Source organism: Providencia sp. PROV076 (genome assembly GCF_028483405.1).
Lineage (GTDB): Bacteria > Pseudomonadota > Gammaproteobacteria > Enterobacterales > Enterobacteriaceae > Providencia > Providencia huaxiensis.
Genome location: NZ_JAMPRR010000014.1, coordinates 30,560 through 54,853, shown reverse-complemented (window position 1 = coordinate 54,853; position 24,294 = coordinate 30,560). Strand labels below are relative to the sequence as shown.

At 40.9% G+C, this 24,294-nt stretch carries 21 protein-coding genes and 1 pseudogene; 11 read left to right on the top strand and 11 right to left on the bottom strand.

What is annotated here, in order from left to right; all coding sequences use genetic code 11:
- Nucleotides 1–7: 7 nt before the first annotated feature.
- From bamC to purC, 3 genes are all read left to right on the top strand, one after another.
- A complete protein-coding gene (gene bamC, locus PSF67_RS09635; protein ID WP_102139832.1) occupies nt 8–1,063 on the top strand; it encodes an outer membrane protein assembly factor BamC in 1,056 nt (351 codons plus the stop codon).
- 192 nt (nt 1,064–1,255) lie between these two features.
- A complete protein-coding gene (locus PSF67_RS09630) occupies nt 1,256–1,903 on the top strand; it encodes a hypothetical protein (RefSeq protein WP_231068140.1) in 648 nt (215 codons plus the stop codon).
- A 421-nt stretch (nt 1,904–2,324) separates the two neighbouring features.
- Nucleotides 2,325–3,038 carry a phosphoribosylaminoimidazolesuccinocarboxamide synthase gene (gene purC / locus PSF67_RS09625; protein WP_102139833.1) on the top strand — a complete coding sequence of 238 codons (714 nt, stop codon included), beginning with the start codon at nt 2,325–2,327 and terminating at the stop codon, nt 3,036–3,038.
- A gap of 73 nt (nt 3,039–3,111) precedes the next feature.
- Here the strand turns inward: purC and PSF67_RS09620 are convergent, their stop codons facing one another.
- From PSF67_RS09620 to PSF67_RS09600, 5 genes are read right to left on the bottom strand one after another with little or no spacing between them, the layout of a single operon-like run.
- Entirely contained in the window at nt 3,112–3,912 is an 801-nt protein-coding gene (locus PSF67_RS09620) for an energy-coupling factor ABC transporter ATP-binding protein (protein ID WP_272676832.1), read from the bottom strand.
- Nucleotides 3,899–4,762 carry an energy-coupling factor ABC transporter ATP-binding protein gene (locus tag PSF67_RS09615; protein WP_272676831.1) on the bottom strand — a complete coding sequence of 288 codons (864 nt, stop codon included), beginning with the start codon at nt 4,760–4,762 and terminating at the stop codon, nt 3,899–3,901. The genes PSF67_RS09620 and PSF67_RS09615 overlap by 14 nt, the downstream gene beginning before the upstream one ends.
- Nucleotides 4,753–5,457, bottom strand: a complete 705-nt coding sequence (locus PSF67_RS09610) for an energy-coupling factor transporter transmembrane component T (protein ID WP_272676830.1) — start codon at nt 5,455–5,457, stop codon at nt 4,753–4,755. The genes PSF67_RS09615 and PSF67_RS09610 overlap by 10 nt, the downstream gene beginning before the upstream one ends.
- A complete protein-coding gene (locus PSF67_RS09605; protein ID WP_195697225.1) occupies nt 5,458–6,039 on the bottom strand; it encodes an ECF transporter S component in 582 nt (193 codons plus the stop codon).
- Between the two features lie 36 nt (nt 6,040–6,075).
- Nucleotides 6,076–6,501: a PPC domain-containing DNA-binding protein gene (locus PSF67_RS09600; RefSeq protein WP_272676829.1), complete on the bottom strand. Its 426-nt coding sequence runs from the start codon at nt 6,499–6,501 to the stop codon at nt 6,076–6,078.
- Nucleotides 6,502–7,078: 577 nt separating this feature from the next.
- On the opposite strand from PSF67_RS09600, the gene PSF67_RS09595 reads away from it, so the two are divergent.
- Together PSF67_RS09595 and PSF67_RS09590 are read left to right on the top strand one after the other, a co-directional pair.
- Entirely contained in the window at nt 7,079–7,531 is a 453-nt protein-coding gene (locus PSF67_RS09595; protein ID WP_102139838.1) for a DUF441 domain-containing protein, read from the top strand.
- A gap of 7 nt (nt 7,532–7,538) precedes the next feature.
- Nucleotides 7,539–9,560, top strand: coding sequence for a tRNA(Met) cytidine acetyltransferase TmcA (locus tag PSF67_RS09590; protein ID WP_272676828.1), 2,022 nt, complete (start codon nt 7,539–7,541; stop codon nt 9,558–9,560).
- Here PSF67_RS09590 and PSF67_RS09585 read toward each other — a convergent pair.
- Nucleotides 9,541–9,732 carry a YpfN family protein gene (locus PSF67_RS09585; protein WP_109912443.1) on the bottom strand — a complete coding sequence of 64 codons (192 nt, stop codon included), beginning with the start codon at nt 9,730–9,732 and terminating at the stop codon, nt 9,541–9,543. The genes PSF67_RS09590 and PSF67_RS09585 overlap by 20 nt on opposite strands.
- Nucleotides 9,733–10,074: 342 nt before the next feature.
- Between PSF67_RS09585 and PSF67_RS09580 the strand changes: the two genes are divergently transcribed.
- On the top strand, nt 10,075–10,467 hold the full coding sequence (locus tag PSF67_RS09580; protein WP_102139840.1) for a DUF454 family protein: 393 nt from the start codon (nt 10,075–10,077) through the stop codon (nt 10,465–10,467).
- Nucleotides 10,468–10,521: 54 nt separating this feature from the next.
- Here PSF67_RS09580 and PSF67_RS09575 read toward each other — a convergent pair whose 3' ends face one another.
- From PSF67_RS09575 to PSF67_RS09560, 4 genes are all read right to left on the bottom strand, one after another.
- Nucleotides 10,522–11,190: a M15 family metallopeptidase gene (locus PSF67_RS09575; protein ID WP_102139841.1), complete on the bottom strand. Its 669-nt coding sequence runs from the start codon at nt 11,188–11,190 to the stop codon at nt 10,522–10,524.
- Entirely contained in the window at nt 11,187–12,317 is a 1,131-nt protein-coding gene (gene dapE / locus PSF67_RS09570) for a succinyl-diaminopimelate desuccinylase (RefSeq protein WP_272676827.1), read from the bottom strand. The genes PSF67_RS09575 and dapE overlap by 4 nt, the downstream gene beginning before the upstream one ends.
- 13 nt (nt 12,318–12,330) lie before the next feature.
- Nucleotides 12,331–12,702: an ArsC family reductase gene (locus PSF67_RS09565; protein WP_166264809.1), complete on the bottom strand. Its 372-nt coding sequence runs from the start codon at nt 12,700–12,702 to the stop codon at nt 12,331–12,333.
- A gap of 145 nt (nt 12,703–12,847) precedes the next feature.
- Nucleotides 12,848–13,468, bottom strand: a complete 621-nt coding sequence (locus tag PSF67_RS09560; RefSeq protein ID WP_206275955.1) for a LuxR C-terminal-related transcriptional regulator — start codon at nt 13,466–13,468, stop codon at nt 12,848–12,850.
- Nucleotides 13,469–14,007: 539 nt separating this feature from the next.
- On the opposite strand from PSF67_RS09560, the gene maeB reads away from it, so the two are divergent.
- The 5 genes and pseudogenes from maeB to PSF67_RS09535 all read left to right on the top strand — a co-directional run bounded on the left by maeB (nt 14,008) and on the right by PSF67_RS09535 (nt 22,766).
- Nucleotides 14,008–16,287: an NADP-dependent oxaloacetate-decarboxylating malate dehydrogenase gene (gene maeB, locus PSF67_RS09555; protein ID WP_272676826.1), complete on the top strand. Its 2,280-nt coding sequence runs from the start codon at nt 14,008–14,010 to the stop codon at nt 16,285–16,287.
- A 119-nt stretch (nt 16,288–16,406) separates the two neighbouring features.
- Nucleotides 16,407–17,273, top strand: a complete 867-nt coding sequence (locus tag PSF67_RS09550; RefSeq protein WP_272676825.1) for a ChaN family lipoprotein — start codon at nt 16,407–16,409, stop codon at nt 17,271–17,273.
- A gap of 145 nt (nt 17,274–17,418) precedes the next feature.
- Nucleotides 17,419–18,222, top strand: coding sequence for an energy transducer TonB family protein (locus PSF67_RS09545; RefSeq protein WP_210848027.1), 804 nt, complete (start codon nt 17,419–17,421; stop codon nt 18,220–18,222).
- Between the two features lie 12 nt (nt 18,223–18,234).
- Nucleotides 18,235–20,367, top strand: coding sequence for a S9 family peptidase (locus PSF67_RS09540; protein ID WP_272530363.1), 2,133 nt, complete (start codon nt 18,235–18,237; stop codon nt 20,365–20,367).
- Between the two features lie 140 nt (nt 20,368–20,507).
- Nucleotides 20,508–22,766, top strand: a pseudogene (locus PSF67_RS09535) (TonB-dependent receptor domain-containing protein).
- Nucleotides 22,767–22,828: 62 nt separating this feature from the next.
- Here PSF67_RS09535 and xseA read toward each other — a convergent pair.
- A complete protein-coding gene (xseA, locus tag PSF67_RS09530; protein ID WP_210844593.1) occupies nt 22,829–24,196 on the bottom strand; it encodes an exodeoxyribonuclease VII large subunit in 1,368 nt (455 codons plus the stop codon).
- Nucleotides 24,197–24,294 lie beyond the last annotated feature (98 nt).

The following is a 24,294-nucleotide window of genomic DNA, read 5'->3' as shown; positions in this document are numbered from 1 at the left end:
AATTTTAATGGCAACATTATTGCAAAAATCGAAGGTTATGAAGGTTGCTGGCCTGTCACTTGTCGTGTTACTGGCAGCCTGCTCCAGCGATCAGCGCTATAAACGTCAGGTCAGTGGTGATGAGGAATATCTCAATGCTGCGCCATTGAAAGTGTTGAATGTGCCACAAGGGCTGACATTACCAGAACAAAATGGTGAGTATGATATCCCTAAAGCCACATCAACAGGGGCAATAGGAAAAGCGTTAGACATTCGTCCACCAGTACTGACAATTTCGCAATTAGCGGGTTCTCGTACAGAGGATAGCGCTCAAGCAAGCCGTTTGTTGCTAGAAAATACACCTGAAAATAGTGCGCTTTGGTCACAAGTTACAATGATCTTAGAGCAAAGAAATATTCCAGTGTCCTCTAAAGATGATGGTTCTCGCTCAATTGAAACCGATTGGGTGAAATGGGACCGTGCAGATGAAAACGTTCCAATTGAAAGCCGCCATAAAGTCACGGTACAACCCGAAAACGGTATGATGGCATTGACGGTAACAAGCTTAGGTTTACGTCAAGGTGGAGAGACAATTACCGATGTTGTCGAAACTCAACGATATAACAAGCTGTTATTGAATGAATTAACCGATAACTTATATACGTTACGTGATACCTCAAACAAAGGTAGCATTCAAAACGCGTATGGCATTATAGATGTTCAAACGGGTAGTGATGATACTGGCTTACCTTTAATTGTCGTTCGTGCACCATTTGACGCAGTATGGGAGCGTTTACCTCACACCTTAGAAAGTGTTGGTATGAAAGTGGGTGACCGTACACGTTCAAGTGGTTCTGTAATGGTGACTTACAAAGGTTTAAGCAGCTCAGAATGGCAGGCTTTGGGCATTGATGACCCAACTGTGCCAGAAGCAGACTATAAAGTGCAGGTCGGTGACTTAAATAACCGTAGTACACTGCAATTTATCACCACTAAAGGTGTGCCTTTAACACAAAAACAAAATGATGAAATGGTTGCCGCGCTGAAAGCAGCGTTTAGTAAAGCACCCGCTAAAAAGTCATAATTCAACATTTTGAGATTGTTAATTAAACCGTAGCTTAAATGCAAGCTGCGGTTTTTTTATGGGTAATTTTAATCGCGTAGTGGCGTTATAAACATCAATTATTGATAGGGCTAAATTAAGTTTGATGGATTTGTCATCCCACTATTTTCGGATATACTTCAACGAAAATCGCTAACATCAAGGAGAAGAGGGATGGATAATCACGCGATGAAACCCATCAAAAATAGTCGTGATTGTATGCCAAGGAAAATATCAGGGGCTGAGTTTAACCAAAAATTGAGAATAACAGCCAGTAATATAGAAAATACACAGTGTTTTCTAACTAAAGGGGTAATAGACTTTAGTTTGCAGGGGTTTGATATACCGGAAGGTTACCGACTCGTAAAATCACTCAGGAAACAACAATATCGCTTGATTGCTAATGGGGAAAAGCCGGAAACTCTTTATCTCGTTGAACTAAAATTTCGCAAAGACATTGTGATCGGGAAGATAACGTGCACACAAATTAAAGTTTGGCGAAGCACTGCTCATCAATATATTAAAATTATCAAAGATTTACCTCGTCAGTTTTTTGCTTACCTTCTTAATACATATTGCATTATGGTAACCGATGAAGAGCAAACAGATGCAGGTCAACGTTTTTGGGAAACCATGATCAATTGGGCATTTGATAAAAAATATTATGTTTACGCCTCAAATGGTGAAGAAGAAAACCGCCTATTGATCCCGATTAAAGATATGGATGATTTTTACTTAAATTGGATGGACTTGTATTGGGGGAAAGATATTGATATTCATACACATAGGTTGGTGGCCATCAGTAAAACGCCCTTAATCTAAATAGAATAACCTCTCTAATGATTTATTCTCTGTATTTGGTTCATGTTATTTCTATCGTAATTTATATGCTTAGCTAATTATTAATTGGCCTTTCGTTAGTTTTAATTTTTTCCTCTCTGCAACGCTAATTTTATTTTTCATATTTTCACCTAAAACAAATGGACAAAAAATCAGTGTTTATGGTTAAGTAATCGTTTGCGTCTGCTCGGGAATTTTATTATCATGATTAGCAGTGAATTATAAAATATTGAATATCAGCTAGTTAGCGTTTCGCATGGTGAATTTCAGTAACTAACTGAAACAGAGCAGAAAATTAACAATGAATAGGCCATTTGGTGGGTTTTTGTTCTTCTGTTACTTATCTGAATCTGCTGTGCAGGTTGATTTTGTTTAGTTTAATCACATCTCTGGAGTGTGTAAGATGCAAAAGAAAGCTGAGTTGTATCGTGGTAAGGCAAAAACAGTCTATACCACAGAGGATCCTGATCTACTGGTTCTGGAGTTCCGTAATGATACATCAGCACTCGATGGTGAACGTATCGAGCAGTTTGACCGTAAAGGTATGGTAAATAACAAATTTAACCATTTCATTATGAGCAAATTAGAAGCCGCCGGTATTCCAACACAAATGGAAGCATTATTGTCTGACACAGAAGCTCTGGTGAAAAAGTTAGATATGGTGCCTGTTGAGTGTGTGATCCGCAACCGTGCAGCAGGTTCACTGGTAAAACGCTTAGGTGTTGAAGAAGGCATGGAGTTAAACCCGCCTTTATTTGATTTATTCTTAAAGGACGATGCCAAGCACGACCCGATGGTGAATGAATCGTACTGTGAGACATTTGGCTGGGTGAGTAAAGAAAACTTGGCAAAAATGCGTGAGCTAAGCTACAAAGCCAATGAAGTGCTCAGTAAAATTTTTGCTGATGCAGGGCTAATTTTAGTCGATTTTAAACTGGAGTTTGGCTTGTATAAAGGCCAAGTCGTCTTAGGCGATGAGTTTTCTCCAGACGGTAGCCGTTTATGGGACAAAGAAACGCTCAATAAAATGGATAAAGACCGTTTTCGTCAGAGCCTTGGCGGCTTAATTGAGGCTTACGAAGAAGTCGCACGTCGTATTGGCGTACAATTAGATTAATCGATTTCCTATAATTTGAATGAAATTTTAGCCTGCATTGCAGGCTATTTTTTTAGCTATAAACTCAAGACGGCTATTGGCGGATCAAATGAGTGATCCATGAAGCGAGAGCGGTATCCGTGGTACTCATTTTTAGTTGCTGACTAAGTGACATCAATGTCGGTGCAGGAAGTGGGCTTTCAACTTGTAACTCAGGATGACCTAATACTTCCAGTGGTTGACCATCAGCAATTAGATTACCCTTTGATAGATGCAATACACGCTGAAAATGGCGGGCAACAAAATCAAGGTCGTGGCTAATCGAAACGACAGTTACCCCTTTTTCGCGTTGTAATGTCAGCCAATCTTCAAATTTTCGCATCCAAAAGGCATCAAAGTCACGGCTTGGTTCATCAAGTAGCAATAGCTTAGGGGAAACAGCCTCTAAACAAGCAACAGCAACCATCCTACGTTGGCCTGCGTGCAAATCTAAAGGGTGTTTATCCGCTACGTCGGATAGATGGCAAATTTCAAGTGCCTGATGTACTCGGTCTTGAATATCACGTTTATGATATTTCTGGCGTTTTAAGCCAAACGCAATTTCATCACGCACACAACTATGAAAAATTTGTTTCTCAGCTTCTTGGAATAAAATGCCGATATGGTTGGCTCTTTGTGGTGAAGAGAGAAGGTGAAGCGGCTGGCTATCAAGCAGAATGTCGCCTTGTGTTGGTTGTAATAACCCCGCTAAAAGGCGCAACAATGTTGATTTTCCTGCACCATTATCCCCAACCAAAGCAACCCATTCACCAGGGTGAATAGATAGAGATAAAGATTGTATATTATCAATAGTTGAACTTGGCCAACGATAACTCAGATTGTTAAGCTGTAACATATTGCTCCTTAAACATCTGTAGCAATTGCGCTTCATCGTGGGGAATATTTTCTTGCCAATGCCCTAATTTGACCAGCTCACCTATCACCCGCCATGCATCTGGCATATTGATTGTTTCAAGAGCATCAAGAAAAACATCATTTAAACTGCCTGTTGAGACCATTTTTCCTGCTTCTTGAAAGGCTTGCCCCGTACTTAGCAAAAGAAATAGGCCACAGAAACTGATAGCCGGTAGTAAGTTACGTTCAAAAAAAATAATGCTGCAGCCCGTTTGTTCTGTATAGCGTTGTAACTGGGCTAATATGCGCTGTGTTGCACTGGGTGTTAGCCGACTAAAAGCTTCATCAAGTAACAGGAGTTTAGGCTGCATCGCTAATGCACTTGCTAACACAACGCGTTGTGCTTCACCGCCGGATAAGGTGGCAGGGTGGCGCGTACGCAGTGCCTCACAAAATGTGAGTTCAATGGCAAGTTCAACTCGCTCACTAATTTCGTCGGGTGTTAAACCAAGGTTCTCAGGCCCGAACGCAATTTCCTGTTCAACGGTAAACGCGCAGCCTGAAAGTTGTAATTGGGGGGATTGCTGAACAAGTTGGCGTGAGATAGACGCCTGAACCACAGAGCTGTCAGCTAAGGGGGCTTGCAATACCTCTGCGGCTCCTTCAATTTCCCCCTGAATGAGGTCATTGTGCCAACCTGCAACTATTTGTGCTAACGTACTTTTTCCACTACCGTTACCACCCAATACACATAGCCATTGGCCTGCATTGAGCTGAAGGTCAATTGGCCCTAATAGGGACTGTTCCGCGCCTTGTGGAATGAAGTGCATTTGTTGTAAATTCACCACCACAGAGAAAGACCGCCTTCAATAACAATTAACAAAACTAACCCATACCTGAGCAAGGCTTGGTGGGTGCTATCCACCGGAGGGTTCAATGTCGTGCGTTTAGTACAATAGCGAAAGCCACGCATATCTAATGCAGCGCCACGAATACTCAGTTCACTCAAGGTATTACTGGCAAGTGGAAACAATAGGGCAGGTAACGATGTAATACGTTGCCAAAAGCGACCATCAAGAGGAACGCCTCTGGCTATTTGTGCTTCACGGATGGTGCCTAATTGTTGACGAAGTTGTTCGGCAAGTAGTAATGGGCCAGCGAGTAGGTAAGCGAAACTCGCAGGTAAACGGCTAGCAAATAAAGCCCGAATAAAGCGTTCAGTCGGTACATATTGCAGCCAAAGTTGAGAAGCACTAATAATCGTTAATAACTTAAACCACAATGTCAACGCAAATTCAGGGCGGCTATTTTTTAAAGTGGCTCCAGTTAATAGCTGAGCTAGCCATCCACCATGAATTAACCAAAGCCCTGCAGCCATGGGAAGCATAATCCATGCAACAATCTTCCAACGGTGGCGGGCTGGCTGCCAAAATATTAAAGCAGCGAAAGTGCTGCAACCTAGCAGAATTAATGGCCAACCCAATGGTAAAAAAAGCGAAGTTATACTGAGCCAAAACCAAATTGTCAGCGAGGTAAATGGATGCATCTAACGGACCTTAGCCATATTTGGATAATTACGTTGAACGCGTTCTGGTAATTGTCGAACCAGTAACCAAGCAATAATGGCTGATGCGACTTTATCTGTAATATTGGCGCCTAATACCGTAATTGCCACTGACTCTAATAAGTTATCGCCAACTGCATGAAAATACGCGACAAAAAAGTCAGCTCCACTACCAGTTGTTCCTGCGAATAAGTAAGTGCGAATGGGAACTGCAACGATCATTAACGCAAAAGTAATCACAACACCGGATAAGATCACTCTTGGTAAGGTGCGAAAACCACCTGCACGGGCTAATAACCCAGCACTCAGGCCAATCATCATTGCTACAGGGGCAAAAGCCGCTGCAATTGGGCCACTGAGTAAACCCCATAATAAATTCGTTAATAAGCCACTCAATAATGCAACCCAAGGGCCAGCTAATAATGCACAAATTAGCGTTCCGATAGAATCTAAAAATATAGGCAATTTTAGCATCGAACTTAATTGGCCAATGACCATATTAATGGCAATAGAAAACACAATTAAGGTCAGAGTGCGACTAGAGATAATCGACGTTTTACCCATGACAAAGTCATTCCTTACAGTAATAAAATAATAAAATTAACGAGACGTGATAATCAGCTCTTCATAACCAGACAACGGGCAAGGCTCACGAGTGAAATTAACTTTCTCAAGTTCCCCAATAACCAGCTCTAATGTGGTTCTAACAGTACAACCCGGCATCATATGACCACCGAGGACTTTTCCGTGTTCATCGGAGACAGATAAATGCAGGTGTTCACCCTGGGCATCTAACGTGCCAATGAATGAAACAATTTCAAACTTACCGGTTGTTTGAAAAGTATTCTCTTGGCCTGCAAAACGCAGTACAACGTCAGTTAAGCTGCCGACACTACTGACAATAAATGCAGCTTGTAGGCCATACTGCTCAATTTTTTGTCTTAATGTTAAGATCACATCTTCGCCAGGGACTAAGCGGATGGCAATAAAACGAGCGTTTGAATAGGGTGATAAAAGTTGATTCATATTATTAATCCTAATAATTGTGCTTGCGCTGAGCGTCCCACAACCATTGAAATCACTAAAATTATAAATAATGCGAAGTTATGATTTTTCAGTATTAATTGTTCGTAATTATTATACGCAATTGAGATGGATTGTCTGGCGGTAAAGGTATTTCGGCCTATCTTCAGCAAAAGGCACCATAAGTTGGTTTTTATAATGATAAATATAAAAAAAAGCGAGAAGTAAAAAAATAAACAGTGATGAATATTCCGAATATTTAGCTTAAGTTTTATCGATGGTCAGGATTATCCGTATTACCATGTTAATTTTTGTTCAATTAAGGGAGGTGCCGTCAGATATTCTGAGTGACTATTTTTCTAGAAGCATTAAATAGCGAATAAAAAATAGCTCAAATGTCACATTTTGGTTAATTAACTGTGCAGAGATAGTGGCTTATTATTAATTAAAAATATCGTTATAAAAATAAAAAGAGTTGGCGTTAATATTTGCTTCTTTGATGATGAGCCAATAACATGTTTTTAAGTCAGTCGATTGACTGCAAATAAATTATAATTGTGCGTTTTACAGGGACAAATCTATGAGTCATGTTGATCCAACACTAATCATTCTCTTGGTATTAGCTGGGTTAGGTATTATCAGTCATAATATGACAGTCACCCTTGCGATGCTATTTTTATTGGTAGTCAGAATAACACCATTGAATAATTATTTTCCATGGATTGAAAAATATGGTTTAACCATTGGCATACTTATCTTAACTATCGGCGTTATGACACCAATTGCGAGCGGCAAAATAACCGCTAGTGAGGTATTGGGCTCATTTTTGAATTGGAAATCGATTCTGGCAATTGTTATTGGGATCGCCGTTTCTTGGCTGGGTAGCCGAGGCGTCACATTAATGACCCATCAACCGTCTACTGTTGCAGGCTTACTTGTTGGAACCGTGATTGGTGTAGCCTTATTCCGTGGTGTGCCTGTGGGGCCTTTAATCGCGGCAGGGATATTGTCATTATTAATTGGTAAATCATAGCATTACGATGTTGAAATTACTTCCTGTTATTATCGAGCAGCTGCATCTGGTTGGCATGCGTCGTCTTATGGTTCTTTCTGGCGACAATGTGTGGGTGGAACAGCAACTCAACGAAATTCAAACAACTATTGATGGCGACTGGTTAACAATTTCATCAAACTTGCCTCACGGTGTTTCCCCTGAAAATGCCCATCTATTATTGGGCCGTGAATTTTTGCATGGCATCTTTGATGTGCGTGAAGGCTTTCATAGCGAAGCGCTAGCCATGCTTGCTGGCACGTTAAAAGCAGGGAGCTTGTTAATATTATGCACCGCACCGCAATCTGAGTGGGCGACAAATAATGATATCGACAGCCTTCGTTGGAATGAACAATCTGGGGTTATTTCGACACCGAATTTTGTTCACCATCTGCAACGGACTTTTGAAGCATCCTCTGATATTTTATTTTATAAACAAGGGGATAAACCTGATTTTCCATTGCTAAAAAACAAACCGTTATGGCAAGCACCTACAGGCCATCCAACAAAACAACAGCAACAAATAATTAGCCAATTATTAAACGCAGAACATGGAGTTTGGGGCTTAATAGCGCCAAGAGGGCGCGGAAAATCGGCAATAGCAGGCATGTTAATACAACAATTTGGGGGAGAGTGTTGGTGTTGTGCACCCGCCAAAGTGGCGACGGAAGTATTAAGCCGACATGCAGGCCAACCGATTAACTTTTGGTCACCTGATAACTTATTAGCCTACTGCCGCAGCAATGAAAAAATAACAGCAGATTGGCTGATCATCGATGAAGCTTCCGCTATTCCTAATTATATTTTACGAGAGCTGGTTGAGTATTTTCCCCGTGTTTTATTGACCACAACCGTCGATGGCTATGAGGGAACAGGGCGTGGTTTCATGTTGAAATTTTGCGCAAGCCTAACGCATTTCAGGTTATTGCAACTTGATAGCCCTATGCGCTATGCGGCTAATGACGCCTTAGAATCATGGGTTAATAGCGCTCTATTACTGCAAGAGCCCACCTCTCAAACGGTTATTACTGAAACTGTTGAATATAAAGCGTTAACTCAGGCGTCATTAGTAGAAAATAATGAAAAACTAAGCGCATTTTATGGCCTATTGATGAGCGCACACTATCGAACGTCACCATTAGATTTACGACGACTATTGGATGCTCAGCAACAACATTTTATGGTGGCAAAAACCGAGTCTCATAATTGTGCTTATTTAGGTGCATTATGGATGGTAGATGAAGGACAGTTGACCGAATCATTGAGCTGGCAAATATGGGCTGGGCTTCGTCGACCAAGAGGAAATTTAGTTGTCCAGTCATTGGCAGCTCACAGTGCTTTTCCTAATGCGGCACAGTGGCAATCTCGCCGTGTAATGCGTATTGCGGTTGATGCGCACCACCGTAGGCGCCAAATTGGTTTAACGCTGTTAGAAAAACAAAAAACAGTTGCTACAGAGCAAGGGTTGGATTTTTTATCTGTTAGTTTTGGGCTAACACCTGATTTAACGGCTTTTTGGCAAAAAGCCGGTTTTAGGCTGATACGCATTGGCACTCATAAAGAAGCAAGCAGTGGCTGTTTTACCGCAATGGCTATTCTACCGATATCAAACCGTGCATACCAACTCTGTGAACAGGGGGAGTTACGGCTAAAACGTGACCTATATTGGCGCAGTGATTTACAAGAGTTTGCTTTCACAACAGACTCACAACAGCAATTAACGACAGATGATTGGGTTGAACTCATCGGGTTTAGTGAGTTTAAACGGCCCATTTCTGCGAGTGAAAGTGCGATTCTGCGTTTATTGAAGGAAGAAAAAAACGGGCTTTCGCTTCTCAGACGGCATTTGGTGTCATGTGAGCCCATCGCACAGATTTGCGCAGATGTTGGTATAACAGGGCAAAAGCAATGGCTACAACGAGTAAGAGAAGAGGTTGGTATACAGGTAAAACAATACCAACCCACGCTGTTAGCGGAGATAAAGCAAAAGGTTATTTCTTCTTGTCTTTAGGCCAATCGTCTTCATCATCCCAAAGGTGGTTATTATCTTGATGTGGGGGAATTTCTGGCTTGTCATCTAAAAATTTTTTGGGGTCCAATTTCATCATTTCTTTGACTGAATTCCAGATAATACCTACCAATAAGAGTAAAATTATCCACCAGTAGTCGGCTAACCATTGCATACATTACCTTCCATTCGTCATTCTTTGAGCTGTCTGTGCGTTGATATCGCTCAGTTACCCTAGTCACATACTTTTGTATGCTCCTAGGGATGCCTTCACTCATCGCCTTCATACAACTCAAATAATTTAGAATGGGGTGAGAGAGCCATTCTTTGAGCTGTCTGTGCGTTGATATCGCTCAGTTACCCTAGTCACTGCTAGTAATAATCATTCCAGCAGGCAAAAGCGACTTTTCATTAAGCTTGTTTACCATTAGAGTATACCATTGATATTATTATGAGTTACCACAAAATTTATGCGGTTTTTACCATTTAATTTATTTATTAGAGAGGAGGAGTAATTTTGAAAAAATTGTTCCTCATTGTTATTGGATGGTTAGCTGTTGCGCTGGCTTTTGCTGGCGTCGTTCTTCCTGTTTTGCCGACTACGCCTTTCTTATTGCTGGCGGCATGGTGCTTTTCTCGTTCATCTCCACGCTTTCATCATTGGTTATTATATCGCTCTTGGTTTGGGGGGTATATCCGTCATTGGCAAAAGCACAGAGGGCTACCTAAAGGGGCAAAACCCAAAGCAATTATATTGATAATACTTACTTTTTCATTATCAATCTGGGTTGTTAGTTATGTATGGTTGAAAATTGGCTTATTGGCACTGTTGTGTTGGCTGCTTATTTTTATGTATCGACTTCCAGTTGTTGATGAACAAATTTCCACGAAAAATAAAAAAGCCTCATAAATTATGTAATGTAATTTATGAGGCGTGATAGAAGTTGCTTTGCTGACTTAGGGGTTATTCAGGAGCTCTAATATAGCGTTCGAATACATAATCTAAGTTACTGTTTAACCAGTTTTTCCCGCAAATATCCTCTTGTTCTAGAACTTGCTTAATCACTTCTGGCGTTAATAGCTGTTCAGCTTCATGGGATAACGGCCAGTAGCTAATATGCCAAGGTTCATAGGCAACCCCTGCATTTTTGGCAGTAAAAGGGCGATAAAAATCAAATGTCGCCATATTATCCGTGAGCCAGTGATTTAGTTCAGCAAGGTAGCCGCCAGTTTCATACTCCCAAGGTTCTAACTGCAATGTTTGCCCTGCTGGGATACGTAATGGGTCATACACGTCTATTTCGGTTCCCCAATGATGACGGCTTGCACCGGGTAATGCAGACCAATGCAAAATCGCCTCACAAAGCTCACCTTCAGAAAGGGCTGTAATGTCTAGAGGTTGGCTCTGTGCATCAAGAACAGGGCGAAGGCCGGTGAATTTTTCATTCCAAATCAACTGTTGACGTGAAAAATCACGAAATGCACTTGCTGATTGTAACTTGAAGCCTGCTTTTACCGCTGCTTGTTGCATGGCTAAAAATGCTTTGGTGGCATTAAACTGTAGGCGATGAGAGCCGCCAAGTGTCACTAAATGGTCCGTGGAACGGCCTGTTAGCATTGCGATGGTGATCATAATAACAATAGCTCCATGACTCGCTCATAAATTAAGGCCAGTTGTTGCAAGTCTTTGACACTAACGCATTCATCAACTTTATGTATGGTGGCATTCAATGGGCCGAGCTCAATCACTTGAGTTCCCATTTGGGCGATAAAACGACCATCCGATGTTCCACCACTTGTCGATAACTCTGCGTTAAGACCTGTCAGTTCATGAATTGCTTGCAGAGTTGCAGTGACAAGCTCTTGTTTTTCAGTCAAAAATGGCTGCCCAGATAATGACCATTCAATTTTGTATGTAAGGCCATGGCGGTCTAACATGTTAGTGACCCTGTCACGTATCTGTATGTCAGTCAATTCTGTGCTGAAACGAAAATTAAATTGAACAAATAACTCTCCGGGGATCACATTACTTGCCCCAGTACCTGCATGGATATTGGCAATTTGCATGGTAGTGGCAGGGAAGAACTCATTGCCGTTATCCCAGATAGTTGAGGTGAGCTCTTGCAAAAAAGCGGTTGAGCGGTGCACCGGGTTGTCCGCTAAATGGGGATAGGCAACGTGTCCCTGTGTACCCAAAATAGTTAAGTTTGCTGTAATAGAGCCTCTACGTCCATTCTTTATGATGTCGCCTAATTGTGATTGGCTTGACGGCTCACCGACTAAACAGTAATCAACGCGCTCATTACGTGCTATTAATGTTTCAACAACTTTAACCGTGCCATCCAACGCAGCAGCTTCTTCATCAGATGTGATTAAAAAGGCCAAGCGTCCCGGATGATGAGGGTGTTTTTTGACAAAACGCTCTGCTGCGACAACCATTGCTGCGACTGAACCTTTCATATCAGCAGCACCACGGCCATATAGATGTTGATTTATAATTGTTGGGTTAAACGGCGGAGTCTGCCAATTTTCGCTATTGCCTGCCGGTACAACATCGGTATGACCTGCGAATGCAAGGGTTGGCCCCTGAGTACCTCGATGTGCCCAAAAATTCAATGTGTCACCAAAATGCATGGGTTCAACAGTAAAACCAAGTTGGTTTAAGCGCTCGGTAAGTATTGCTTGGCAGCCTTGGTCATCGGGGCTGATAGAAGGGCGAGTAATTAATTCTTTGGCAAGCTGAATAACGGGGCAATCCATTATATCCACCTGATTATCGAATGAAGTTTTGGTAGTCATTAGCGTTAAACCCAACTAAGTATCGGTTATCTGGAGAAACAAGTACGGGCCTTTTGATCATGGCAGGCTCTGCAAGTAGTATTTTTTTCGCACTGTCTGCGTCAACAACTGCATTTTTTTCATCGTCAGTCAGTTTGCGCCACGTTGTTCCCCGTTTATTGACTAACACTTCCCAATCAATATGTTCCATAAAGGTAGAAAGTAATTCATCGCTAATACCATCAACACGATAATCATGAAACTGATAGTTAACGCCATTATCTTCTAAGTAACGGCGTGCTTTTTTAATGGTGTCACAGTTTTTAATTCCGTACATGATATAAGGAGAGTTAGATGTATTTGGCATATGATTTTCCTCAAAAAAACTAGCGATAATCCTTACATAATGAGGCAAAAATCACTTGGGATCTAGCCCAAACTTGAGAAATATATAATAACCTTATAATTAAAAACTATGTGACTTAGCCTCGACAATTAATATATTAAAAAAATCATCTTGAGCGCATATAAATTAAACTAGCTTCTAGACGAGAGCGAACGCGTAACTTTTTAAGAATATTTCGAATGTGAACTTTAACAGTCTCCTCAGAAATAAAAAGCAAATTAGATATTTCACGATTTTTCAAGCCGACAGCCAGTTCATGTAAAATTTCAGATTCTCGTTTCGTCAGTGCTGATAGCGGATCATTATAATTATGACGTGAAATAAGATGTTGATATATTTTTTCACTAAAAACCAATTGCCCTCTAGAGGCCTTCTTCATGCTATAAAATAGCATGTCAAGTTCACTGCTTTTCAATAAATAACCTTGTGCACCTGCATCAATAGCACCATATATATCTGTTTTAATTGTTGATGCAGATAACACTAGTAAGTAACTGTCATTGCAGTGTTTACGAAGTAATCGCATGGTTTCAAATGTTTTAATACCTTGAATATTGGTATCGATGATAATGAGATTAGGCTGTAGGTGCCTTGCGATACTTAAGGCTTCGTAACAACAAGAGCACTCTGCTGTGACACTAAAGTGTGTATCTGTATTTATGAGCTGACGCAATCCCAAGCGTATAATAGGGTGCTCATCAATAATCATTACTGTATATTTAGACATAGAGGGTTCCTTTTTTATGTCTCAAACGTCAAAGTCTAGTTAAGTATTCCCCATAAAATAGACAATCTGATTTCAATATGTTTATTATATTTAATAAGTATATTAATAATTATAAAACTAGTTTGGTATATTATTAATGTTACTTCTTTAATTAATTTGAATAGCTATGCTAATAAAATAAGGTGTTTGTCGATAATACATTAAAATCAGAAAATTCATATCTAATATTTAAATTAAAATTAAAAATAAGTGATTTTGAAACGGAATTACACAGTGTTGTTAGGTAATTAATTATTTATATATATTACCATCATGAAATTAACTATAAATTATTTTAGTTTTATTTTTAATAATTAAAACGGTGTTGCGATATAATCAAAGCGATTACGTTTTACTCTAATAGTGGCCTAACTCTATTGTCACTGAAAGGCTGTAACTGAAAGATTTTTCTGGAAATTGCAGGTATGATCATGATTTGCTAGTGAGATGTGTTTATACTGTTATCGCTCTTACCTTACTTATTTTGAAAGGACTTGACGATGGATGATAAATTAAAACAAAGTGCTCTTGATTTTCATGAGTTTCCACATCCTGGGAAAATTACGGTTACCCCAACTAAACCCCTAACAACCCAGAGAGATCTCGCATTAGCATACTCACCAGGTGTTGCAGTGCCATGTCTTGAAATTGCAGATGACCCACTTAAAGCTTATCGTTACACGGCTAAAGGTAACCTTGTCGGGGTGGTGTCTAATGGTACTGCTGTTCTTGGGTTAGGTAATATCGGTGCTTTGGCTGGTAAGCCCGTCATGGAAGGGAAAGGTGTACTATTTAAAAAGTTTTCTGGTGTTGATGTCTTTGATATTGAAGTTGATGAAACCGATCCAGACAAGCTCGTGGATATCATAGCATCCCTTGAGCCGACTTTTGGCGGTATTAACTTAGAAGATATCAAAGCACCAGAATGCTTTTATATTGAACAAAAACTCCGTGAGCGGATGAAAATCCCTGTATTCCATGATGACCAACACGGAACGGCGATCATCTGTACTGCCGCTGTCATTAATGGGTTACGGATTGTTAAAAAAGAGATTGGTGATGTTCGCCTAGTCGTTTCTGGCGCAGGGGCAGCATCAATCGCTTGTATGAATCTATTAGTCGCATTAGGGTTGAAACGCGAACATATCACCGTCTGTGATTCTAAAGGGGTGATTTATAAAGGCCGTGACGAGCGCATGGATGTGACTAAAGCCGCGTATGCAATTGAAGATAACGGTCAACGTACTTTAGCGGATGCTATTCCTAATGCAGATATTTTCTTAGGTTGTTCAGGTCCTCGCCTTTTAACGCCAGAAATGGTGAAAACCATGGCAAAAGATCCACTGATCTTAGCATTGGCTAACCCTGAACCTGAAATATTGCCACCGTTAGCGAAAGAAGTTCGCCCTGATGCCATCATTTGTACCGGTCGCTCTGATTACCCAAATCAGGTTAATAACGTGTTATGTTTCCCATTCATTTTCCGTGGTGCGTTAGATGTCGGTGCAACAACGATAAATGAAGAGATGAAACTGGCTTGTGTGTACGCCATTGCAGATTTGGCATTGGCAGAACAAAGCGAAGAAGTGGCTTCAGCGTATGGCAATCAAGATCTATTCTTTGGTCCTGAGTATATTATTCCGAAACCATTTGACCCACGTTTGATTGTTAAAATTGCACCGGCTGTGGCAAAAGCGGCAATGGACTCAGGGGTAGCAACACGTCCAATTGAAGATTTCGATGCTTATATCGAAAAATTGAACCAATTTGTTTATAAAACAAACTTATTTATGAAGCCTATTTTCTCCCAAGCGAAGACTGCGAAAAAACGCATTGTTTTAGCCGAAGGGGAAGAAGAACGTGTATTACATGCCACTCAAGAGCTGGTTTCTTTAGGTTTAGCTTTCCCAGTCTTAGTTGGGCGTCCAAGTGTGATTGAAATGCGTATTCAAAAACTTGGCCTACATATTGAGTTAGGTAAAGATTTTGAAGTGGTCAATAATGAAAATGACCCGCGTTATAAAGAGTATTGGCAAGAATATTACCAAATCATGAAACGTCGTGGTGTTTCCCAAGAAATGGCACGCCGTGCAGTGATTAATAACCCAACCTTAATTGGTGGGATCATGGTGTTACGTGGTGAAGCTGACGGGATGATTTGTGGTACTGTCGGAAGTTATGGCGAACACTACGAAGTGGTTAAAGAACTGTTTGGTTTCCGCGAAGGTGTTCACACCGCTGGTGCAATGAACGCATTATTACTGCCAACGGGGAATACATTCATTGCAGACACTTATGTCAATGAAGACCCTTCACCGGAAGAGCTAACTGAAATCACGTTAATGGCAGCGGATACGGTAAGACGCTTTGGTATTGAACCGAAAGTCGCGTTGTTATCGCGTTCTAGCTTTGGCTCTTCAAATTGCTCATCAGCACAAAAAATGCGTGATACGTTATCGATGATCAAAGCACGTGACCCACATCTTGAAATTGACGGCGAAATGCATGCGGATGCCGCATTAATTGAGTCTATCCGTAAAGATGTGATGCCAGATAGCCCATTAAAAGGTTCAGCAAATTTATTAATAATGCCAAATATGGAAGCGGCACGTATTAGTTATAACTTACTGCGTGTGACTAGCTCTGATGGTGTGACTGTCGGGCCGGTGTTGATGGGGGTTGCGAAACCTGTGCATATTTTGACACCAATTGCGTCGGTACGCCGTATCGTGAATATGGTTGCTTTAGCGGTTGTTGAGGCTCAAACAAATCCTCTCTAACGGTTAATATTAGTTAATCCCTTTTAAAGGCTTCTATGGTTTCATAGTGGCCTTTTTTATTGAAAATGATTCTCATTATCTGTATCTTGTGGGTTTGACTACACAAGACGGAAAGCATAATGATTTCAATTAGATTGACCTCTCGAATAGCCACTTTGATGGTTGGGTTATTCTTTCTTATTGGTTGTACACAAAAAGTTGAACCGACAACCGTACAATTAGATAATCAACTAACAGTTAGTAACCAAATTATTGACTTAGCAACAGGTAAGTCTTTAACTCCTCAACAATTAATTGAGCAGCTTGCTCAATCTCCACGTGTGATCGTGGGAGAAAAGCATGATAACCACTATCACCACCAAATTGAGCAGTGGCTTGTACAAGAAATGCCAAAAATACGTCCTCAAGGCGCGGTTCTACTCGAAATGCTGACACCTTCACAGCAAAAGGGCGTGAGCCGTGTACAGGCACAGATGCAAAGTAACCCCTATATTCGTGACGAAAAGTTACAGTCTGCCTTAAATTGGAATAGCGGCTGGCCTTGGGAACAATATGGGTCTTTAATCCGCCATTTGCTGAGCTCACCTTATCCACTACTGTCTGCAAATTTAGACAAAGAAGAGGTGCTTGCCGCCTATGCTAACCCGTCATCGATAGTGGGGCAGTATTCTACTCAGCCTATTGTTCAAGAACTTATCAGCAAAACGATTGAAAGTTCTCATGGTGGGGAGCTTACAGCGGAACAAGTTATAAAAATGACGTTCGTACAGCAGCTGCGTGACCGTCGTATGGCAGAGTCGTTATTAAATGCGCCTACACCAGCGCTTCTGTTCGCAGGTGGCTACCATGCAACAAGAGCTATTGGTGTCCCCTTGCATGTGCAAGATCTCGCCCCTGATGAACCAATGAAAGTGTTAATTATTTCGGAAAGAGGGGAAGAAATAGACCACTTACATGCGGATTTTGTGTGGTACACACCTAAATGATGACTAAATAATAGCAACCTAATGATTTCAAAAAAGTTAATTTTGTGAAGTAATCTTTATTTTCATTAAGAAATGATTTCCATTTTCATTTGTTATTAATTATCATTTGCGTTTATGTGAGAATACGTAAGTATGAAAGATAAAAATGAGTATAACAACATTTGAAAATGAGTATTTAAAGCGAACGACAAAGATGAGTGGTTGGCTCGCATTGGCAATCGCTCTTCATGTTGTGGTTGTTGGCGTGTATTTATGGGTAACTCACAATCAACAATGGGAAGAGTTATTGCCACCGCCATCCGTGGTCATGGAAATTTCGATTGAGTCGCAAGCGGTGCAATTGACAGAAGCTAACATTGGTCAGTTACAAGAGTTGTCTGTGGCGAGTCAAGTTCATGAGGTACCGTCTGAAGATAAAATTATCCCACCCCTAGCAGTCAATGAGCAGGCAGAAGTGCAAGTGGCTAAGGCGGTGAGTAAACAGCGAACAGTTGAAGTCAAAAAACAAAAACATGAAAAGCAGGTGGTTGAACAAAAACAAGCGACTGATTCAAAAGCCAATGATGCTCCTGTCACCAGTGATGCAGCAGCACCATTACAGACGCAGAAAATTGCGGCAGAATTTAATAGCCAGTCACAATCGATAGAGAACGCGAAAAGGCTGTGGGAAGCTCAAGTATTGGGAAAACTAAATAAATACAAGCGGTTCCCTGAAGATGCCGTAAGGCGAGGGCGAGTTGGTCAATCAACCGTGACATTCACGGTTGACCCACAAGGTTTTTTACTTGGTAGCGACTTGGTGAGTTCATCTGGAACGCGATCTTTGGACAGAGAAGCGTTGCAGGTGCTCTCAAGGGCGGCACCGTTACCTGAACCACCAGCCGAAATTTTAATTAATGGGCGGGTAACAGTCAGGATCCCTATTGATTTTACTCTTAATGAAAAATAGATTGGATTAATTATGCGTAATAAACTCACTGAGTTTTGTCTTATTACATTACTTGGTTTATATGCAGCCACTAGTGCTGCGGAGGAAAGAATGTCAGCACCAATAGCCCAAAAGCAACCTCATACCATTACCACTCACGGAGATGTCCGTGTTGACAACTATTACTGGTTAAGAGATGACCAGCGTGAGTCTCCCGAAGTTATCGAATATTTAACGCAAGAAAATAATTATACGCAGCAACAACTTGAAAAAGGTGAGCCGTTAAAAAAAGAAATTTACGATGAACTATTTTCGCGTATGAAGCAGGATGATGAATCAGTTCCTTATAATTATAATGGTTATACTTACCGCTCACGAGTGGTTGCAGGTAAAAACTACTCTATATATGAAAGGCGCCCGGTAAATAGCCAGGGTGAATGGGCTGTATTAGTTGATGGTAATGAACGTGCAGAAGGCACTGAATATTATCGTATGGGCGCATTAGCGATTTCGCCAGATAATACCACGCTTGCCATCGCTGAAGATCGCCAAGGGCGTAATGAATTTGTCGTGTCATTTCGCAAAATTGATGAGAGCGAGTGGCAAGAAAATGTGTTAACCAATACATCAGGTAATATTGTTTGGGCCAATGACAACCAAACGCTATTCTATGTGAATAAGGACAAGCAAACATTGCTTCCTTATCAAGTCGTTAGGCACCAATATGGCACACAGCAAACTCAAGACAAACTGGTGTACGAAGAAAAGGATGATACTTTTTACGTTAGTTTATCGAAATCAACTTCAAAAGATTTTATTTTAATTGGTATCACGAGTACTGAAACCTCTGAATACCGGTTAATTGATGCAAATCAGCCACAAAATGACGCTAAAATCTTGAAACCTCGTCAAACAGGTGTTGAGTACTATCCTGATCATTTCAACGGTAAATTCTATATTCGTTCTAATCACCAGCACCCATTATTTGGTTTATATATTGCAGACAATATTTCAGCTCCGTGGGCAAGTTTTATAGCACCACGTGATGGGGTTGACCTTGAAGGTTTTGCTTTATTTAATAATTGGCTAGTGATAGAAGAGCGCCAAAATGGCTTAGTAAATATTCGCCAAATCAGCTGGTTAACGCATAAAGAAAATCAAGTAAGCTTTGATGACCCAACGTATATGGCATGGATTAGTAATAACCCTGAGCCTGATACAGACATATTACGCTACGGCTATTCATCAATGACCACACCGTCTTCAGTATATGAAATTAATATGCTGACTCAAGAAAAACAGCTTTTAAAACAAGAAGAAGTTAAAGATTTTAATAAGCAAAACTACCAAAGTGAGCGTATTTGGGTCACCGCACAAGATGGGGTAAAAGTTCCGGTTTCCTTGGTTTATCGTAAAGATCTTTTCAAACATGGCCAAAACCCATTGTTAGTCTATGGTTATGGCGCTTATGGATATGGTATTGACCCTTCATTTAGCTCATCTCGTTTGTCTTTACTGGATCGTGGCTTTGTTTACGCGATTGCTCATATTCGTGGTGGTGGTGACTTAGGTAAAAATTGGTACATACAAGGTAAAACAATCCACAAGATGAATACTTTTACTGACTTTATTGATGCAACCAAAGGGTTATTATCAGAAGGTTATGGTAAAGCAGGCCATGTGTATGCCATGGGCGGAAGTGCTGGTGGGCTATTAATGGGCGCTGTAGTGAACATGGCACCTGATTTATACGAGGGTGTTGTTTCCGCTGTTCCATTTGTTGATGTGGTGACCACAATGTTAGACCCGTCAATCCCATTGACCACTGGGGAGTATGATGAGTGGGGTAACCCTGAGAATGAAGAGGACTACTGGCGAATTAAAGCGTATAGCCCTTATGACAATATCAAAGCACAGCATTATCCGCACATATTAGTGACGACAGGGCTACATGACTCACAAGTTCAATATTGGGAACCTGCAAAATGGGTGGCTAAATTGCGAGATATTAAACAAGGCAATTCATTATTATTATTAGAAACGAATATGAATGCAGGGCATGGTGGTAAATCGGGCCGCTTTAATGCGTTAGATGATATTGCTCAAGAATATAGTTTTATTCTTATGCTTGAAAATAAAGATAAATATTTTCCTTATTTAAAATAATAATTAGCCTATAAAATTGAGGTTATTTCAGGCCAGCAACAATATTAATGACATTGTTGCTGAGCCTTTTCACAGGCTTTATTTGCCCTGTGTTAGCAGTGTGAGCGTATGACACACAGTACGTTTACAGGAATGGTTTAATGAATAATAAAACAATAATTATGGTAGCTGGCTTTATTGCCACTGGCTATCAAGGGATTGCTTTGGCTGAAAATACACAGCAGCAAAATAAGCAGAAAGAGGGTGTGGTTAATTTTAGCCAATTAAAAGTTTCAGGTGCACAAAAACAAACACCATTAGTCAAGGCATTGGAAAAACCGGGTGCTTACAGTGCGGTGGGTACAGAAAATAAATTGCAGTCGATGGATAAAATAATCCGCACCATGCCAGGGACTTATACGCAAATGGATGCTAGCCAAGGAACGGTTAACGTGAATATTCGCGGGTTAAGTGGTTTTGGTCGCGTGAATATGATGGTTGATGGTATCACTCAAAGTTATTATGGTAATTCCCCAAGTAAGTACACACACGGGATGCAGCCAAGTAATGATTTTGGCTCATTAATAGATCCTAACTTTATAGTGTCGGTAGAAGTAGAAAAAGGACAGCTAAATGGCAGTAATAGTGTCAACGCCTTAGCGGGGAGTGCAAATTTCCGCACTATCGGTATTGATGATGTCATTTTCAATAACAACTTATATGGCCTACGTAGTAAGGCCAGTTGGGGAGATAATGGTCTCGGTTATAATGGCATGGTTGCAGTTGCAGGAAAGACATTATTACAAGATGATGGCTATTTTGGCGGTTTAATTGCGGTTAGCGGCCATAATATTCCTGGTAGTTATAAGAATGGTGATGGGTTTGATAGTGATGAATTTGCCACAGACCCATCATTTAAACAAAAACCACAATCCCAATTAGCCAAACTGAAATATAAACCTAATGACAGTCATGAATTAGAATTTAGTGGCCGTTTCTTACAAAATAAATTAACTAGCAGAAAGATTAATAGTGATGACTATTACCTTAAATATAAATACACCCCATTAAATGAATTAATTGATGTGGAAATATTGGCAAGTCATGGAAATAATCAGCAGAAACTCTAAGGTGATCCCGTTGGTGGCGCGTACAGAGATGCCATATCTAAAAATAAATCAGATAGTATAAATTTATCCAATACTAGCCATTTTTCTTATGGCGACGTGGATTATAAATGGCAAGTTGGTTCGAAATTAATGAAAACCAAGTACAGTAAGGAAGCTCAATCTGTTGAAGACCCAAACACCCAGAAAAATAATCCATTTGCACCAAGCGGAACACAAGATATTGCCAGTGTATATACTCAGTTTGAAGCGAAATACGATATCTACACAGCGATATTTGACCTTAATTACCTCAATTATAGTGTGAAAGGCTATAAACCTGAGTGTGATGCAACAGAGAAATGTTTTCCTCAAGAAGCCAGTAATCTGAATATTAAAGATAGCGGAATTAACCCTGGAATATTATTATCCACACAACTCATTCCTGAATTCCAACCCTTTGTTAGCTATGCTCATTCAATGCGAGCACCAAATTCACAAGAAGCTTTTTTCTCCTCAAATGGTGGCCAGACTATGAATCCATTTCTTAAGGGGGAAAAATCGAAAACTTGGCAGGTTGGCTTTAATAGCTTAAAACCTGATTTAGTGGTGGAGGGGGACCAATTTAACCTGAAAGCATTGTGGTTTCATACTCAGGTTAAAGACTACATCACGAGTAAAGCTTTCATTCTTTGTCGTTCCAATCCACGGGATGAATTTGATTGGTGTTTAGTCAATGATGATGTATGGGATAAAGAGAATCCACCCATGTCTCAGCGAGCAGAAATGTATGTGAATGACCACCGAGATGTGAATCTACGTGGGTATGAACTGCAAGCCAACTATGATGCAGGTGTATTTTACTCAATGATTTCCTATACCAAAGAGTCAGGAAAACAACCAGTTTCTATTAATAGTACCTCTGCATTTAGTGCTGGGGACTTTACGCAATTACCCGACTATTACCTAACATTAGATTCAGGTGTGCGTTTGCTGGATGAAAAGCTGACACTGGGGTCAACGATAACGTGGACAGGGCCGTCTAAGCGAATTAGCCCAGTTCTTGATGCCGACCAAAATGGTGACGCTATGACGGAAAAATACGAAAAACAGCCAACCATTATTGATGTATATGCAGATTATGAAATTAATAAAAACGTTAAGTTGATGATGACCATTAACAATGTGACAAATAAAAACTATACCGATGCATTAAATCGCGCAAATTCGGGTGCAATTATGGAAGAACGAGGGCGAAATAACGAAACGGGTAGAGGGCGTACCTATATGATAGGTGGGCAGGTGCGTTTCTAATCAACATATAAATTTAACACCACTTATCTCGTTATTTTTATCGAGATAAGTGGATAAAATAATTATTTCGATACTCTTTTGACTTTAACCTTCTCAATGTGGGTGACTTGGCTTTCAACCCAGCCATCATTAAGGCGTGTTTTCAACGGTTGGCCGACTTTCACTTGGCTGGTTTTTTTCAACACAGTGCCTTTAGCGGTTTCACTGATACTAAACCCGCGAGCTAGGGTGGCTAATGGGCTAACCGCTTCCATTTTCGAACAAGCCACTGCGAATCGCTGGCGATAGCTATTGACCAAATGGGTAACCATATTTTGCAAATGATATTGCGTCTGTTGCAGCTGGCGTTGTTGTTTTTGCAGATGTGGGCGCAAATCATTTTGCAGTAAACGACGATTAACTTTCTCGAATTTAGCCGTTGAACTTTGTAGTTGCCGCGTCATCGACTGCGCCAGCTTTTGCTGCAATAAATTGAGCTGGTTATGTTGCCTTGCCAACCGCAATTGCGGGTGCTGCTGCTGTAGGCGGTGATGCAAGCGTGCGAATCTTTGTTGTTGACCTGCCACGTAATAATCCATCGCCATTTCAAGGTGTTGCTGTGCTGATTTTAGCTGGCGGAGCATTTCCAATTGATTACGGCTAACAAGCTCAGCGGCGGCTGACGGGGTTGGCGCTCTTACGTCCGCCACATAGTCGGCAATTGTCACATCGGTTTCATGGCCAACAGCGCTGATTATAGGTAGTTGGCTCGTAAAAATAGCTCTAGCAACGATTTCTTCATTAAATGCCCATAAATCCTCAAGTGAACCGCCTCCGCGACCGACGATCAACACATCGCATTCTTGACGTAAGTTTGCTAGCTCAATCATTCGAGCAATTTGTGCTGGCGCCATCTCACCTTGAACGGCCGTTGGGTAGATGATGATAGGCAGGGAAGGGTCACGACGACGTAAAATATTTAAAATATCATGTAGGGCTGCACCTGTTGCCGAGGTAATGATACCGACAGACTTAGCAGGGCTAGGGAGCGGTTTTTTATGAATAATATCAAATAAGCCTTGTGCGCTTAGCGTTTGCTTTAATAGCTCAAAACGCTGTTGCAGTAACCCTTCACCGGCGGGCTGCATGCTTTCAAGGATTAATTGATAGTCGCCTCGTGGCTCATACAAGGTGACTGTCGCTCTGACTAACACCTGTTGACCATTCTGGGGGCGGAAAGTGACACGCGCATTTTGCCCACGGAACATTGCTGCACGAACCTGAGCCCGATCATCTTTTAAGGTTAGATACCAATGACCGGAGCTGGGCTGCGAAAAATTAGAAATTTCTGCGGTTAACCAAATACGACCCATTTGGTTATCAAGAAGTTCTCGAACCGTCTGGTTAAGCTTGCTAACAGAGTAAATTGCGCTATTTTGTGATGTCGACATGTGAGCCAGATCAAATTTTAAAACAATGACTTAATCGTTAGATACTAACCTAGCCATAAGAGTTATCAAGTTTTTTTTCAAAAAAACGCTGGAAGCAA